General features: G+C 68.3%; 17 protein-coding genes. 6 read left to right on the top strand and 11 right to left on the bottom strand.

From position 1 onward, the window contains the following. The first annotated feature begins 131 nt into the window (after nt 1–131). Entirely contained in the window at nt 132–995 is an 864-nt protein-coding gene (locus BN1186_RS05675; RefSeq protein ID WP_040283110.1) for a Bax inhibitor-1/YccA family protein, read from the top strand. Here the strand turns inward: BN1186_RS05675 and BN1186_RS05670 are convergent. Beyond that, on the bottom strand, nt 980–1675 hold the full coding sequence (locus BN1186_RS05670; protein ID WP_040283109.1) for an NUDIX hydrolase: 696 nt from the start codon (nt 1673–1675) through the stop codon (nt 980–982). The genes BN1186_RS05675 and BN1186_RS05670 overlap by 16 nt on opposite strands. A gap of 177 nt (nt 1676–1852) precedes the next feature. Between BN1186_RS05670 and ypfJ the strand changes: the two genes are divergently transcribed. Continuing rightward, complete coding sequence (gene ypfJ, locus BN1186_RS05665) at nt 1853–2758, top strand: KPN_02809 family neutral zinc metallopeptidase (RefSeq protein WP_040283108.1); 906 nt, start codon at nt 1853–1855, stop codon at nt 2756–2758. Nucleotides 2759–2832: 74 nt separating this feature from the next. Here the strand turns inward: ypfJ and BN1186_RS05660 are convergent, their stop codons facing one another. The 3 genes from BN1186_RS05660 to BN1186_RS05640 all read right to left on the bottom strand — a co-directional run bounded on the left by BN1186_RS05660 (nt 2833) and on the right by BN1186_RS05640 (nt 6368). Then, the gene (locus BN1186_RS05660) at nt 2833–3828 is read right to left on the bottom strand and encodes a hypothetical protein (protein ID WP_040283107.1); all 996 of its coding nucleotides are present in this window, start codon (nt 3826–3828) and stop codon (nt 2833–2835) included. A 362-nt stretch (nt 3829–4190) separates the two neighbouring features. Then, nucleotides 4191–5750: a hypothetical protein gene (locus tag BN1186_RS05650; RefSeq protein WP_040283106.1), complete on the bottom strand. Its 1560-nt coding sequence runs from the start codon at nt 5748–5750 to the stop codon at nt 4191–4193. Between the two features lie 153 nt (nt 5751–5903). Then, complete coding sequence (locus BN1186_RS05640) at nt 5904–6368, bottom strand: aminoacyl-tRNA deacylase (protein ID WP_040283196.1); 465 nt, start codon at nt 6366–6368, stop codon at nt 5904–5906. A gap of 139 nt (nt 6369–6507) precedes the next feature. Between BN1186_RS05640 and BN1186_RS05635 the strand changes: the two genes are divergently transcribed. Beyond that, nucleotides 6508–7263, top strand: a complete 756-nt coding sequence (locus tag BN1186_RS05635; protein WP_040283105.1) for a hypothetical protein — start codon at nt 6508–6510, stop codon at nt 7261–7263. On the opposite strand, the gene BN1186_RS05630 is transcribed toward BN1186_RS05635, so the two are convergent. Next, nucleotides 7145–7546 (bottom strand): ATP-binding cassette domain-containing protein, encoded by a 402-nt coding sequence (locus tag BN1186_RS05630; RefSeq protein WP_074436945.1) that lies wholly within the window; start codon nt 7544–7546, stop codon nt 7145–7147. The genes BN1186_RS05635 and BN1186_RS05630 overlap by 119 nt on opposite strands. A gap of 62 nt (nt 7547–7608) precedes the next feature. Next, nucleotides 7609–7794, bottom strand: a complete 186-nt coding sequence (locus BN1186_RS05625) for a hypothetical protein (protein WP_139650868.1) — start codon at nt 7792–7794, stop codon at nt 7609–7611. 388 nt (nt 7795–8182) lie between these two features. On the opposite strand from BN1186_RS05625, the gene BN1186_RS05620 reads away from it, so the two are divergent. Then, nucleotides 8183–9586 carry an MATE family efflux transporter gene (locus BN1186_RS05620; protein ID WP_074436944.1) on the top strand — a complete coding sequence of 468 codons (1404 nt, stop codon included), beginning with the start codon at nt 8183–8185 and terminating at the stop codon, nt 9584–9586. Here the strand turns inward: BN1186_RS05620 and BN1186_RS05615 are convergent. The 5 genes from BN1186_RS05615 to BN1186_RS05595 all read right to left on the bottom strand — a co-directional run bounded on the left by BN1186_RS05615 (nt 9568) and on the right by BN1186_RS05595 (nt 13244). Then, the gene (locus tag BN1186_RS05615; protein ID WP_040283103.1) at nt 9568–10032 is read right to left on the bottom strand and encodes a GNAT family N-acetyltransferase; all 465 of its coding nucleotides are present in this window, start codon (nt 10030–10032) and stop codon (nt 9568–9570) included. The genes BN1186_RS05620 and BN1186_RS05615 overlap by 19 nt on opposite strands. 55 nt (nt 10033–10087) lie before the next feature. After that, nucleotides 10088–11488, bottom strand: coding sequence for an HNH endonuclease signature motif containing protein (locus BN1186_RS05610; RefSeq protein ID WP_052459836.1), 1401 nt, complete (start codon nt 11486–11488; stop codon nt 10088–10090). Between the two features lie 176 nt (nt 11489–11664). Continuing rightward, nucleotides 11665–12294: a peptide-methionine (S)-S-oxide reductase MsrA gene (gene msrA / locus BN1186_RS05605; protein WP_040283192.1), complete on the bottom strand. Its 630-nt coding sequence runs from the start codon at nt 12292–12294 to the stop codon at nt 11665–11667. Nucleotides 12295–12364: 70 nt separating this feature from the next. Then, nucleotides 12365–12553: a hypothetical protein gene (locus tag BN1186_RS05600; RefSeq protein ID WP_040283102.1), complete on the bottom strand. Its 189-nt coding sequence runs from the start codon at nt 12551–12553 to the stop codon at nt 12365–12367. Continuing rightward, complete coding sequence (locus tag BN1186_RS05595) at nt 12504–13244, bottom strand: uracil-DNA glycosylase (RefSeq protein ID WP_082031125.1); 741 nt, start codon at nt 13242–13244, stop codon at nt 12504–12506. Before BN1186_RS05595 ends, BN1186_RS05600 begins: the two co-directional genes overlap by 50 nt. Nucleotides 13245–13427: 183 nt before the next feature. On the opposite strand from BN1186_RS05595, the gene BN1186_RS05590 reads away from it, so the two are divergent. Beyond that, nucleotides 13428–14231 (top strand): hypothetical protein, encoded by an 804-nt coding sequence (locus BN1186_RS05590; RefSeq protein WP_040283101.1) that lies wholly within the window; start codon nt 13428–13430, stop codon nt 14229–14231. A gap of 3 nt (nt 14232–14234) precedes the next feature. After that, entirely contained in the window at nt 14235–14696 is a 462-nt protein-coding gene (locus BN1186_RS05585; RefSeq protein ID WP_040283100.1) for a DUF2089 domain-containing protein, read from the top strand. Nucleotides 14697–14777 lie beyond the last annotated feature (81 nt).

Raw genomic sequence — 14777 nt, 5'->3', positions numbered from 1 at the left:
GGACTCGGGGGCGCCAGCAGCGGGCCCGGGCCCCTGGACTCGCGGCGAGACACAGGGGATTGACAGATCCGTCACGTACCATGGAGCGCGACGATCCCTCAGGGGACCTACGAACCAGAAAGAGCAACGATATGGCTAACCCGATCATCGGCCGGCCCGACGCCTTCACCAAGAACGCCCCGCAGCAGCGCGGCTACACGGGCTACGGAGGACCGGAAGGCTACGCGCCGCCCCAGTACAACCAGCAGCAGTTCGGCCAGCAGCGCCAGGAACCCTACGCCCCGCCGCAGCACGACGCCCCGCAGGCCGGCGGCGTCATGACCCTCGACGACGTGCTCGCCAAGACCGCGATCACGCTCGGCGTGGTGGCGGTCACCGCGATCGCCGTGTTCCTGGGCTTCTGGAACGGCATCATCCCTACCACCCTGCTGACCCCCGCGGTCATCGTCTCTGCGCTGGTCGGCTTCGTGACCGTCCTGTTCGTCGCCGGCCGCCGCAAGCTGCCCGTCGGTGGCGTGCTGTTCTACGCCGCCATCGAAGGCATCTTCGTAGGTGCATTCTCCACGCTGTTCGAGGCCATGTTCCCCGGCATCGTGACCGCGGCCGTCATGGCCACCTTCGTCACCGCCGGTGTCACCCTCGCGGCGTACAAGTTCTTCAACATCCGCGTGACGCCCAAGTTCCGCAAAATGGTGTTCATCGGCACGGCCGCCATGGCCGGCGTGCTGCTGGTCAACTTCGTGCTGGCTCTCATGGGTGTGGCTACGCCCATCCGCGAAGTCGGCTCGGGCGCGGGTTGGATCTCCATCGGCATCTCGATCCTCGCCGTCATCCTCGCTGTGCTCAACCTCGTCACGGATTTCGATTCCGTCGAGCGCGGCATCGCCGCCAAGGCCCCGGCTCAGGAGTCGTGGCGCGCGGCCCTCGGTATCACCGTCACCATGGTGTGGCTGTACATCGAGATCCTGCGCATCCTGAGCTACTTCAGGGACTGACCCATCGACAGCTTGCGGGCGTACTGACTCAGCAACGTCCGCGAGCTGTTGGTCCAATGCAGAGACCGCCACGAGCGGGTAGGCACCCAGCCGGCCTCCATCGTCGAACCACCAACATCGTGGACGACAGGGTCGCTGGGTGCTTTGCATGTCGCCCCGTAGACCACGCGCAGCGCGTGGAAATCCTCCAGCCGCCCGGACATGGAGCGGCCCACCCAATGCTCCGATTCGAGGCTGAGCACCCGGTCGATGACGACCTCCTGCCCCGTCTCCTCGTACACCTCCCGCAACACCGCATCCGACGGTGACTCGACCTCGTGGACACCGCCACCCGGGAGCGACCAGGTGCCCGGCGCAGGGGTCGCCGTCGAGTTGACGGTGCCGAGGATGCCGCGATCGGAGACCACGAGGGCGTAGGCGCCGATGCGCTGGTATCTGGCGGGGGTCTCCGACGGCGAATTGACGTAGACCGTGTGCCGCTCCGGTGGACGATGGTCCGCCTCGTGCACCTCGCGTACCAGCCACGTGAACACGATCTCACCGTCGATCATGGCCGCAGCGAGCGGGCGGAGCGGCACAAAACCGTGGTCGAACATCGTCACCCGCGGGTGCTCACCGTGGCCCACCTGGAAACTCGCGACAGGCGCCCGCAGGGGACTGGTGACACCGACGACGCGCATTGCGCCAGTGTAGTCGGGGCCCTTTCAGCTCCCGAGGGCTCAGGGGCGCGCGGTGGCGTTTCGGCGGCAGAACGCCCCCGGCGCTTGTCACGGCTGCCCCGCCTACGCTGAAATGGGGATATTGTTTTCGCTGACTAGGACCCCGGGCCGTCCGGGGCGCAGCCGATGGAGGGTTCCATGGAATTTCGCGGTGGTTCAGATATCAGCGGTTCCCGCGTACGCCGCCGCGGTGGTGGAGGCGGTATGGGCGGCGGTCGCCGCGGTGGCCCCATCGCCGTCGGCGGCGGCATCGGCGGTCTGATCCTCGTCGTGCTGATGATGATCTTCGGCGGCGGCAGCCTGGGCGACCTGTTCGGCGCGCCGCAGACGCAGCCCGAGCAGCAGCAGCCCCGGGGCGATCAGAACACGCAGTGCCGTACCGCCGCGGACATCGAGGAGAACCGCGACTGCCGCTGGGACGCCTACGACGTGGCGCTGGAACGGTACTGGTCCTCCGCATTCACCGAGGGCTTCCAGCCCATCTCCGCACTGAACCTCTACTCCGGCCAGATCCAGACCGCCTGCGGCACCGGCCAGTCCGAGATGGGGCCGTTCTACTGCCCGGGTGACCAGGGCATCTACATCGACGACGCCTTCATGGGCAAGCTCCTCGAGCAGTTGGGCACCACCCGCAGCGACGCCGCAGAGCTCTACATCACCGGCCACGAGTACGGCCACCACATCTCGTACCTCACCGGCGACATGCAGAAGGCCCGCTCCGGTGGCAACGACACCGGCCCCCGGTCCGGCGCCGTCCGCCTCGAACTGCAGGCCGACTGCTACGCCGGCGTGTTCTTCAAGAACACCACCGAAGACCCCGAGTCGCCCATCGAGAAGGTCACGCAGGACGATCTCAACCGCATCGTCGACGCCGCCCGCGCCGTCGGTGACGACCACATCCAGCAGCAGCAGGGGGGCCGCGTGGTGCCCGAGAGCTGGACGCACGGCTCGTCGAAGATGAGGCAGTACTGGGTGGCGAAGGGATTCCAGAGCGGCGACCCGAACGCCTGCGACACCTTCAACACCGACGACCTCGGCGAGTAATATCCCGCTCCCTGAGCGTGCCCTTCGTCGTCCGCTGGCTCGCAAGCTCGCGAGCGGACGCTCAGGAACCGGCCTCAGCCAGCGTTGACCAGGGCCGTCATGTCGCGACCCTCGAGGTCGGCGAAGTGCACCTCACCCTCGCAGTCGACCCGGACGACGGCGGCGCTGCGCCGCGTCGAACGGTCGATGCGCACGTCGCACGGCACCGCCGGGTCCGGCTGGAAGCGGGCGATCACCATGGCCAGCGTTGCCGGCTGGATCGCCCGCGGGTCGAACGTCTCGACGGCGGGGGTCTCGCTGCGTCGGGTCTCGAAGACGGGCAGCCCGCCCATGCGGTTGCGGCTGACGAGTACGCCGGGCTCGTCGTCGGGGAGTTCCGCCCAGTAGCCCTGGGTCGCGTTGAAGCCCACGGCGAAGGCCTCGGTGTCGTCGCCGATCACCTCGGCCAGGCCGTCGGCCAGGTCCGCGACCCCGGTGTAGCCCAACTCGGCGACCGCGGTGCCGTCAGGCCGGAAGAAGACCGTCGTCGACTCCGGCCTGGACGTGACCGTCATCAGCACCTGTCTCTCACGGTAGTCGACGATCTGCAGCACCAGTTGCCCGCGCACGCCGCGGAGGTCCGCGATGTCGAACATGCGGGTGGTCGAGGCCAGCGGGAAGTCCGACGGGTCGAACGTGGCCTGATCCAGGTACTGGATGTCTGAATCGACCCTGGCGATCTCATCCCCGCTCCACCGGTAGCTCAGCACGCCCCTGTCCGGCAGCAGGGCGGTCAGGGTGGCCTGGTCGACGGTGACGTCGACCTTGAGGACGGGCAGCCCGCCGGCGACCCGATGCAGTTCCTCGACGACGGCCTCGGCGGAGTCGATCAGTTGACCCGGGATGGGGAAGGCCAACGGCAGTTGGTCGTCGGGGATGGGGCTTGCACCGGGCGAGGCCTCCCAAGTGGTCGGCGACCCGCTGACGCCAGCCGGAGGTGGCACCGGGTCCGGGGCGCCGGGGGACAGGGGTGTACAGCCCGAGAGGACGACGGCAGCCAAGGCGGCGGCCACGGTCGTCTTCTTCTTCACCCGGACAGTGTAGGCGCGCAGGGTGCGCTACTCCTCCTCGGCGACCCCGGCGCGGTCGACGAAGTACGAGTCGTCCATCGCCGGATCCGGCGCGATCGGGATGTACTGGCGGCGCACCCGCGCCTCGCCCCACTCGCGTGACTCGACCACGTCGCGCGCCTCGTTGACGGCGTCGCACTGGTCCTGGTTGAGGTAGAACTCGATCTTCTCGACGGCGCGGTCGGCCCGTGTGAACGCCTCCGGATCCTCCCCCTCGGCGGAGGCGGCGACCAGGCGGTCGACGGCGCGCTGCACCGTCGCGCGGCGCACGCGCCGCTTGGATTTGGGCAGCAGATCGATGCGGCCGTCCTCGGAGACGATGATCACCATCGCGCCCTTGCCTGCGCCGGCGAGGTAGCGGATGGCGGAGCCGAAGCGGGCGCCGCGGGCAGGGTCCCCGGTGCCGGTGGCCAGCCCGTCGAGGATGACGCCGACGGCGTGGCACCGGCCGTCGGGGGAGACCAACACCGCGCCGTCGATGCTGGTGGCGGCCTCCAGCGCACGATCCGACAGGCGGGTGGGGGTGATGGCGTAGCCCTGGGGAGGAGGCGCGCCGCCTCCTCGATGCTGGTGGCGGCCTCCAGCGCACGATCCGACAGGCGGGTGGGGGTGATGGCGTAGCCCTGGGGGAGGAGGCGCGCCGCCTCCTCGCCTGCCTCGGGGTGCACCACCAGCATGGTGCCGTGCGCCTGCTGCGAGCAGGCCACCGCCACGCGCCACAGGATGCGGGCGTTGCGGGCCGAGACGTTGGGGAAGACGCGCTCGACGGTGACGGAGAACTCGTCCTCGTCGAGGAGGTCGCGCGGCATGGCGGGGATGCCGTTGTCCACGCGGAGGAACGGATCCTCGTTGTCCCACAACTCCCACGAGCCGTCCCCGGAGATGCGCACCTCATAGGTGTGCTCGCGGGCTTCCGCGTCGACGGTGCCCAGGCCGTAGACCTCGCGGCCGTCGCACAGCAGGTGGAGGCCCGGCCCGGAGAGTTCGAGGATCTTGCGCAGCCCGCGGGTGCGGCCGATGGGCACTGGATGCTCGAGCGTGATGATGCGGGTGGCGCTCTCGTCGTCCGCGGGCACGAGGGCCAGCGTGCCCTTGCCGGCGCGCCCCTCGTAGCGGGTGGCGGCGACGGCGTCGAACGCCTGCATCGCCCCGAACGCGTAGTCCTGACCGGTGCGGGCAACGACGGCGGAGACGAACGAATCGGCGGCGGCGCGCAGCACGTTCTCGGTGTCTGCGCGCACGATGCTGCCGGGCACCTGACGGTCCAGTTCGCGGGAGGCCACGTCGAGGACGGTGGTGACCACGGCCTCCTGGAAGGAGCGGGCGGTGAGGAATGCGTCCTCGGCGTCATCGGGAAGTTGCGGCAGTTCTTGCCAGGGATCTGCCTGGAGTGCCAGGACGGGGAACGCGATGTGGTCCCCGATGCGCACGCCGAGGCCCACGAAGTGGATCCGTCCCGAGGCGCGGGCTGCGGCGTCGAGCTTGTCGGCCACTGCCCGACGGCGGGTGCGGGCCTCCAAAGCGGCGAGGTGCGCGTCGCTGTCCTCGTCGAAGCCGTTGTCGCGCACCAGCTTGTTGAAGCGGCGGGTGGCCAGCGTGCTGGCCTGCTTGAGGACTGCCCTGTCGAAGTGGCCGCGCTGGGGCTCGACGAGGACGTCGCCGTCGGATTCCACGGGCAGCGCGACGACGAAGGCGCGAGGGTCCAGGTCGACGCCGGCGGCGTCGAGCACATCGTCGGCGACCTGCTCGAGAGATCGACGGAAACGCGCTTGTCCGTCCCACAATTGCCAACCCACGGGGGCATCATGCCACGGGTGGGGATCGGCGCGCCTGCTGGCTCCCAGGTCGAGCAGCGGGTGTGCGTAGATCAGCGGATCAGGCATCGCTCCAGTCTTGCAGACGAAGTGTCCGTGGCCGCGCCGTCGCCATCGGGGAGCGTCTGGAAGTCCTCAAGGACTACCCCACGCCACCCAACTGCACCTCGCCGTACGCCCCCACCTGGATCGGGGAGATGGTCCGCCGCAAGGGGGAGTAGCTCAGGCGCCGGGCTCGGTGATGTCGGCGACGGTGGCGCCGAGGTGGGCCAGCAGCGCGTCGCCATCGAGGGTCGCGGCCACGCCGTGCTCGCCCGCGCCGATCGAGACGGTGCGGCCCCGGATGAGCTCATCCGCCACCACGGGCAGCGGTTGTTTCGTGCCGAACGGGGTGATGGTGCCGCGCTCGAAGCCGGTGACCTCGAAGGCCGCCCGGGCATCTGGCATGGAGAGCCGTGAGACGCCCAGCAGTTTCCGCAGCTTGGGCCAGGAGATGGTGCGGTCCCCGGGCACCAGGGCGAGGAGATGGTCGTTCTCGGCGCGGCGCACCACCATGGTCTTGATCAGGTCGCGGTGCTCGACGCCGCGCGCCTCGGCGGCTTCGGCGAGGGAGCGGACCCGGCCGTGCCGGGTGACGGTGTGTTCGAGGCCGGAGGCCGTGAGCGCTTCGAGGGCAGGGTTCGTCACCGCTTCAGCGTAGCCGGGCCCCGTCGCCGGATCAGCAGCATCGAACATTGGCGAGGAGGGGAGAGCCGCATCAGCTGTGAGCGTTGGCGGGTGCAGCGTATGTTGGTGGGGCCATCTTGACGAAGGAGCCGCCCCGCCCATGGATAACCAGCCGGCGACCACCAGCCATGGACAACTCGGCCGCACGTTCATCACCCAGCAACGCGTCATCAGCTCGCTGGCGTTCGTGTTGCCCGTCGTTCTCGTCGGGTGGAGCCTGCTCAGCGGCCAGGGCATCCGCGGCAGCATCTCGGAGTACTACTACACCCCGGTGCGCGACGTCTTCGTCGGGACGCTCTGCGCGCTGGCGCTGTTCATGTGGTCCTACCGCGGCTATCACCCGTACAACCCGGAACTCCGCGCGGACCGGGTGGTGGCCAAGGTCGCCTCGGTGTCGGCAGCGCTGGTGGCGATCGCTCCTCTGCGGCCGCGCGGGACGGATCAGTGCTCGCTGCTCCAGTGCGTGCTCGGCCCGTACCCCACCGAATGGATCCACCACGCCGCGGCCGTCGTCTTCATGTTGTCGCTGGCCACGTTCTGCCTGGTCCTGTTCCCCATGACGGGCATCCCCGGGGACGGGATGGGGCGCAGGCTGGTGATCTACGGCATCTGCGGCACCACCATCGTCGTGGCGGTCCTGCTCATGGTGCTGTGGACGTTCCTGCCGGTGGACATCTACTTCATGCTCGGGCACTACAAGCCCATCATGATCCTGGAGACCATGGCGCTGTTCGCCTTCAGCATCGCCTGGCTGCTGCGCAGCCGCGCCGTCGAACACGCGGCGTTGGCAAGCTATGGCCCGCCCGCAGAGCCTCGTCGCGCGAGCGGTTCAGCACTTCCTGCTGGGCGACCGTGATGTTGTCGAGCACCTTCATGTGGGGGAACAGGTTGAACTGCTGGAACACCATGTCCACCCGCGAGCGGATCCGGTTGAGGTGCGCCTGGTCATAGCTCAGTTCGTCGCCGGCGACGGTGATAGTGCCGCTGGTGATCTGCTCGAGGCCGTTGACGCAGCGCAGCAGCGTGGACTTGCCCGCGCCGGACGGGCCGACGAGCACGACCACTTCGCTCTTGCTGACGTCGAGGTCGATGTCCTCGAAGACGAGGATCTCGCCGAACTTCTTGGTGACCTTGCGCATCTCGACGACGTTGGCGTCGTGATCTGAGGCGTCGAAAAAGTCCTGTTCAAGCTGGGTCTCGCTCAGGCGTGGGCTCCCTTCTTATCGGGGTTCATCGTGCGTTCGAGCAGCGTGACCAAACCGGTGAGCACGAGCACGATGATCAGGTAGGAGACCGACACCGTCAGGTAGGCGTTGAGCGGCGAATACTCGGCTGCGGCCATGTTCTGCGCGGTGCGCAACAGTTCGCCCATGCCGATGAAGGCCACCAGTGACGAATCCTTCACCGCGAAAACGGCCGGTACTCCCCGCTCATGGCCACCACCAGTTGGCCTTCGTTGATGAGGCCGGGTTGATCTCCTGATCCTGGTCACCGCTCGCACTGCATGCGGTGAGCAGCAGGCTGTTAAGGGCGAGGAAGATCACGGACGTGACGGTTCGCGTCCGTGTGCAATACGTTTGTCTCTTTTGCCCCGCTGCAATACAATCGCCAGGCTGATCGCCGACCACCGGGCCGCGGACCACCCGCCCCGATGCGCCACGACGGCCACCTCCACGCACTGACGCCGGACCCTACCCAACGGGTCGGGATCGACGGTGCGCGCTGACCCCTCCCGGACCGCGTCCGGACCGCCCACTTCTCGGAAGAGACCCTGCATGGCCAAGAACCTCACCGTCGGATCGCCGCTCAAGCTGATTGTCGTCTTCACGCTGCCACTGCTCATCGGCAACCTGTTCCAGCAGGCTTATGCCGTGACCGACGCGATCGTCGTGGGCCGCATGCTCGGCGTCGATGCGCTCGCCGCCGTCGGGGCCTCCGGCAGCCTGCAGTTCCTGCTGTTCGGCTTCGCGATGGGCTGTTCCACCGGCCTGGCCATCCCCGTGTCACGCGCGTTCGGCGCCGGGGACCTGCCGGCCATGCGACGTGCGGTGGCCACCGGCGCCGTCATCAGCGCGCTGGTCGCCCTCGGCATCACGGTCATCGGCACCCTGGGGGCGACGACGCTGCTGGGCTGGCTGGGGACGCCGGCCGAGCTGATGGGGCAGTCAGCCACCTTCCTCGGTGTGCTGTTCAGCGGCGCGCTGGCAACCGTCGCGTTCAACTACCTCAGTTCGGTGATCCGGGCGCTGGGCGACAGCCGCACCCCACTGCTGTTCCTGATCCTGGCGTGCGTGCTCAACGTTGTACTCGTAATCACTTTCATCGGCGGCCTCGGCATGGGCGTGGGCGGCGCAGCCCTGGCGACGGTGCTCTCGCAATTGGTCTCGGTGCTGCTGTGCCTGGCGCTCATCTGGCGGCGGATGCCGGATCTGCACCTCAGCCGTGCCGACTGGCGGATCCGGCTCAGCGGTGCCCGTGAATCCTCGAAGCTAGGCCTCACCCTGGGCTTCCAGATGTCGATCATCGCCCTGGGCGCTGCGCTGCTGCAGTTCGGTATCAACTCCCTGGGCACGGATGCGGTGGCAGCCTTCACGGCCGCGATGCGCGTCGATCAGGTGGCTGTGATCCCGCTGGCCACCGTCGGCGTGGCGATGACCACCTACATTGCGCAGAACGCGGGGGCCAGGGAATGGGCCCGCATCCGCACAGGGGTGCGCCGGGCCGCGATGCTGACCGTCGGCATGTCACTGGCGCTGGGGCTGCTGATCGTCGCGTTCGGCACCGAACTCGTGCGCGCGTTCGTCGGCTCCGGCCAGGAACACGTGGTGGCGATGGCGCACCAGTACCTGCTGATCAATGGCGGGCTGTACGCCGTGCTGTCCATCCTGTTCCTGGTGCGCAGCACCATCCAGGGCCTGGGCTCCACGCTCGCGCCGACGATGGCGGGCGTGCTGGAACTGGTCGTGCGCGGCATCATCGGGCTGTTCGTCATCCAGCACGTGGGCTTCATCGGAGTCATCCTGGCCGCACCGGCCGCCTGGGTGGCTGCGCTGATCCCGCTGCTGATCGCGTGGCGCTTCCACCACCGTCGCCTCGTGGCCTCCGAGGCGGCTGACGCCGCAGCGGTCGCGGAGCTCGCCCACCCGGGGGAGGGGCGCCTTCAGCCCTGCGCCGCCTGAGTCAGTTCCTTGGCGAACCAGCTGGTCGCGTTCGGGTTGTCGTTGAAGGGCTCGACGGCGACGTAGCCCTCAGCCTGGTACAGGCGGTTGGCCGAGGCAAGGTCTGCGTTGGTGTCGAGCACCATCCGGGTCGCGCCCATGGAAGCTGCGTGGCTCTCCAGCTCCCGGAGCAGGGCGCGACCAATCCCCTGACCGCGGCCGGCGGGTGCCACATAGAGGTGCTTGACCTCCATGCCCTGACCCTCGACGGGGCGGATCCCGCCGACGCCGAGAGCCACCCCGTCGTCGCCTTCGGCCACCAGCAGCACGCCGCGGCTGAAATCAGCGGGCTTGGGCTGGTAGGACGTGTTGGGGTCACCCCACTGGGCGATGCGCTCGGCGAAGTAGGCGTTGAGCAGTTCGGCGGCTGCGGGGTCGGCTGCGGTGGTGACGCGGAAGAGAGGCATGGCACCGAGCGTAGTGGCCGCACGGAGCACGGGATGCGGGTTAACGCATCGGTGCCTAGCCGCTGTCGGCCCAGGCTGGTGAGGCGTGTTGGAGCAGGTCCTTGAGGATGAGCTCTCTGCTCTCGGGTGGGCATGGTGGTGCCCCAGCGGCGGGTTCGAGTTTGATGTGGTGGAGGATGAATCTGGCGTTCTGCCGGGGCCTTCGCCTGGGATCGATGTGTCTGGGTGGGGTGAACCACGGCAACCCGGTGACCTCGTCGAGGTGGACCTGCCATTGCGATTCTGGCGGTTGGTTCGGGTCTGGTTCGACCAGCCTGTGGTGGTGGGGACACAACAACACCCCGTTCGAGACGCAAGTGGGGCCCCATGCCCACCAGGGCACGATGTGGTGCGCGTGACACGACGCCGGTGGGACGTGGCAGTTGGGGAAAGCACAGCCCTTGTCCCGTTCAGCCAGCGCGGCGATCATCGCCGGGGTGAACAACCGCTTCTCGCGGCCCACGTCCAGCGGACGTGACGTTCCGTCGAGCACGACGGGGATGATGTTCGCGTTACAGGCCAGGCGCCGTGCTTCACCGGCGGAGATCCCGTCCACGGAATCATGGCCGAGCAGGTCAATGCTGCCCAGCCCGGAGACGAGCGTGTCGAAGTCCATCGTGATATGCACCGTGGGACGGTCCCCACCATGGGCCGGCAACTCACCGGCGTTAGCCACTGCCTGACACAACAACACCAGCGCATCAGCACGCCGCACATCCGGCCCCGGGACCTCACCGGTCTCTGCATAGGACGAGATCGACGGCATCAACGCATCCAACTGGGCAGACAGCTGCGCGGCATCAGCCACAGGCAGTTGTCCGGTGATGCGCATGGAGCCATGAAAGTCAGGGGAGAGGTGCAGGAACCGGCCCCGCCGCGCCGCGCGTTCCTCGGTTGCGAGGCGCTTTGATTCCTCCATCTCGGCCTGCTCCGGGTCGATGATCTCCAGCAACCGCGACGCAAGGATGCGCAGTTCACTGGGGCCGAAGGTGTCGGTGTACTCCAGGATCGTTTCCTGACACCGGACCAACTCTGAGCCGGTGAGCCGGGAGGGGAGTTTCCGTAGCCCGGCGATGATCGCCTCGGCCTGCGCCAGTGAGATGGTGCCGTCGTTCAACGCGGACCCGATCACCTCGAACCGTTCCCCGAGTTCGACGGATAGTTTCAACGTGGAGGTGGCCTGCGCTGTGGTGGTGCGCACCGATTCCCGCACCCCGGCCACCACGGCGTCGGCGCCAGAGAGGCGGGCTGCGTGGAGCAGGTGCAGCTTCAGCCCGGCCAGTTGAGCCTCAGCTTCGGCCAGCGAATCGACCAGCCCGGCCAGGGCCTGGTGAGCGGTTTCGTCGGTTCCCAGTGAGCGCGCGGTGTCCCACAGCGCGGCGATGTACCGCTGTGTCAGATCCCGCGTCTCGTTCATACAACCGATATTAAACGGCCACTCTGACAAAACCGGACGGATCCAGAGTTATCCACAGAAGACGTTCTTCTGAGATTGTCGCCGGGGCCTGGAGCGTGCTCGTGAGGGCCTCGAGTAGCCAACGGCTGGTTCAGGCCCCAGGCCCCCGGGCCTCCAGATAGCCACAATGGAACGACTCAATCCGCCGGGCCGCACTTCACGCCGGTGGCGTGGTTGGGGCAGTAGCCGTCCGGGTTCTTGTGCAGGTACTGCTGGTGCTCAAGCTCCGCGTAGTAGAACAGCTGGTCCATCGTGATGTCGGTGGAGATGGGGCCGTACTCCTGCTCGGTAAGGCGCTGCTGGAACGCGTCGCGGCTGCGCTCGGCAGCCTCGCGCTGGGCCTCGTCGACGGGGAAGATCGAGGAACGGTACTGCGTGCCCAGGTCGTTGCCCTGCCGGTAGACCTGCGTGGGGTCGTGGTTCTCCCAGAAGAGGGTGAGCAGATCGTCGTAGCTGACCTGAGCGGGGTCGTAGACCACCTTCACCGTCTCCGCGTGGCCCGTCTGGCCGGTGCAGGTCTCCTTGTACGTGGGGTTGGGGGTGAAGCCGCCCATGTAGCCGACGGCGGTGTTGAGCACGCCGGGCGTCTGCCAGAACATGCGCTCCTCGCCCCAGAAGCAGCCCATCGCGAAGTAGGCCACCTCGGCGCCCTCGGGCACTTCATCGAGTGGCAGGCCGAGTACCTCGTGCACGGGCAGGGGGTCGAGGACGGGCGTGTCGCGGCCGTCGAGGGCCTCCTCCTCGGTGACCATCTGCGGCTGGGACATGCGGGCGTTGAGCCAGGCGAGAACGTCGATCTCCATCCCCCCAGGCTACCCGCGTGTGGCAACGGCGGGGCTACGGCTGCTCATCGTCCTCGTTGAAGATGCCGTAGAGGCCGCGGACGATCATGTAGCCGCCCACCACGCCACCAACGGCCCACAGCGCCCGACGCCCGGGCGTGATCTCGGCGCTGCGCCTGCCGGCCGGCTGGGCATCAGGCTCCTCTGGCGCCGGTTCCTCGGGCGGGACGGGATGATGACTCATGTGGTCCGTCTGCCCGCTGATGTGCGCCCCAGTCGATCGGCTCGCCGCCCTGCTCCTCGAGCAGCCTGTTCGCGGTGCTGAACGGGCGGGAGCCGTAGAAGCCGTTGCGTGCCGACAACGGCGACGGGTGGGCGCTGGCGATCACAGGAGTCTCACCCAGCATGGGCTTGGCCGATTGGGCATCCCGGCCCCAGAGGATCGCGACGAGCGGGCCCCCTCGTCGGGCGAGGGCCTGGACGGCGCAGGCGGTAACCTCCTCCCAGCCCTTCCCGCGGTGGGAGGCGGGCGCGCCCGGACGGACTGTGAGCACCCTGTTGAGAAGGAGCACACCCTGCTGGAACCAGGCGGACAGGTCGCCATGGATGGCCTGCGGGATGCCGAGGTCCGACTCCAACTCCCGGTAGATGTTGCGCAGGCTGCCGGGGATGGGGCGCACATCCGGGTTGACGGAGAAGGACAGGCCCATCGCGTGGCCGGGGGTGGGGTACGGGTCCTGGCCGAGGATGAGCACCCGCGCGTCGGCCATCGGCTGGGTGAAGGCGCGCAGGATGTGCTCGCCCGCGGGCAGGTAGCTGTGTCCCGCCGCGATCTCCTCGCGGAGGAAACCGCCCATCGCCGTGATGTTCTCTTCCACCGGCGCGAGGGCTTCAGCCCACTCAGGGGCCACAAGTTCTGACAGCGGCTTCGGCATGCCCCAACTCTGGCACAAGGCCTGTCCCCGCGTCGTCGATCTGCTCCTGCCTGTGCACAACCGGCCCGGGGGAGAGGCCCCAAATCTAGATTCGGGCGCTCAGGGTAACCACGGGGGAGGGCCAGGGTTCAGACAAGTGAAAGATCCGATTCCCAGAATGGAAAGGAGGGGTAGAGTTTCTGCATGAGTAATGCTGATCTGGGTCCGATTCTGGACGACCTGGCCGCCGGGCGCATCGACGCCGCCGAAGCCAGCCGACGTATCGACGCCGTCAAGAAGGCGGCCGCGGGCGGAGACGATGCCACTGTGCACACCGACGCTCCGCAGGACACGGCCTCGAAGGGTGGCCCGAAAGCGGGCGGCCTCGCGCGCGTCTCCGTCACCGCGGTGGGCCGCCGCGTCCGCATCGAGGGGGATTCCTCCGTCAGCACGTTGACGATCGACGGGCCGCACGTGCTGCGCCGGGTAGGCACCGTCATGGAGGTCAGCTCCACCGGCGAGATCGGCCCCAACTTCCAGGGCTTCTCGTTGATCCGTCCCCCACGGAACCTCGACGACCTGCGCGACATCTCGCTGGGCAAGGAACTCGTCGTGCGCGTCAACCCCAAGCTCATTGTCGACGCCGAGGTCACCACCGGCGGCCTCCGCACGGTCGGCGTGCCCCGGCTGGGCCGCATCCGCGTCACCGCCGGCGGCTCCACCCTGGAGGATGTGGAGGAGATCGAAGACCTCCTCAGCCAAGCCGGCGGTGTCACTGTCGAGGGCCCCATCAGCCTGGGCCGCTCGCGGCTCAAGGTGGAATCCGGCACGCTCACCGTCACCCTCTCGGAGGGCGCCAACGTCACCATCCGCGGCGAGGCCAAGCTGGGCCGGATCAGCTGGCCGGACGGCAACGACAAGGTTGACGAGTACATCGTGGGCAACGGTTCGGCCCGCCTCGACGTCGCCGTCGTCATGGGCATGGCCACCATCAAGAACGAGGAGTGAGACATGGCAAAGCCCGTCTACCACGCACCCGCTGACTGCCCCGTGTGCGGCGATCAGCTCATCACCACCCGCAAGGGCTGCCTGCATTGCGGCACCGAGATCGCCGGCGAGTTCGCAAGCTGCGAGTTCTGCTCGCTGGGGGAGGCGGACCTCACTCTGCTGAAGGTGTTCCTCGCCTCCCGCGGCAACCTGCGCGAGGTGGAGAAGCACCTTCAGGTGTCGTACCCCACGGCCCGCGCCCGCCTGGACGCGGTGCTCGCCAAACTCGGCCTCGACCCTGCCGATCCCTCGGCGCAGCCCACCGCCACGCACGCGGAGGGCGACGACGACGGCACCGCCGCCCAATCGGAGTACGGCGACGCGGTGCCGGAGGACAAGGGCTCCCCTGAGGACCAGATCCTCGCCCGGGTCGCCCGCGGCGAGCTCAGCCCCGAACTGGCCGCCCAACTGCTGTCCGACTCCTGACCCTGCACCCTGAGCATGTCCGATGCGTGAGTCACCGGGATGCTCCGCCGGGCTGCCTGGCGTTGCTGCCGAAACCGTAAC

It is taken from the genome of Tessaracoccus massiliensis (assembly GCF_000826065.2).
In the GTDB taxonomy this organism is placed as follows: domain Bacteria; phylum Actinomycetota; class Actinomycetes; order Propionibacteriales; family Propionibacteriaceae; genus Arachnia; species Arachnia massiliensis_A.
This window is presented reverse-complemented; position numbering and strand designations above follow the sequence as displayed.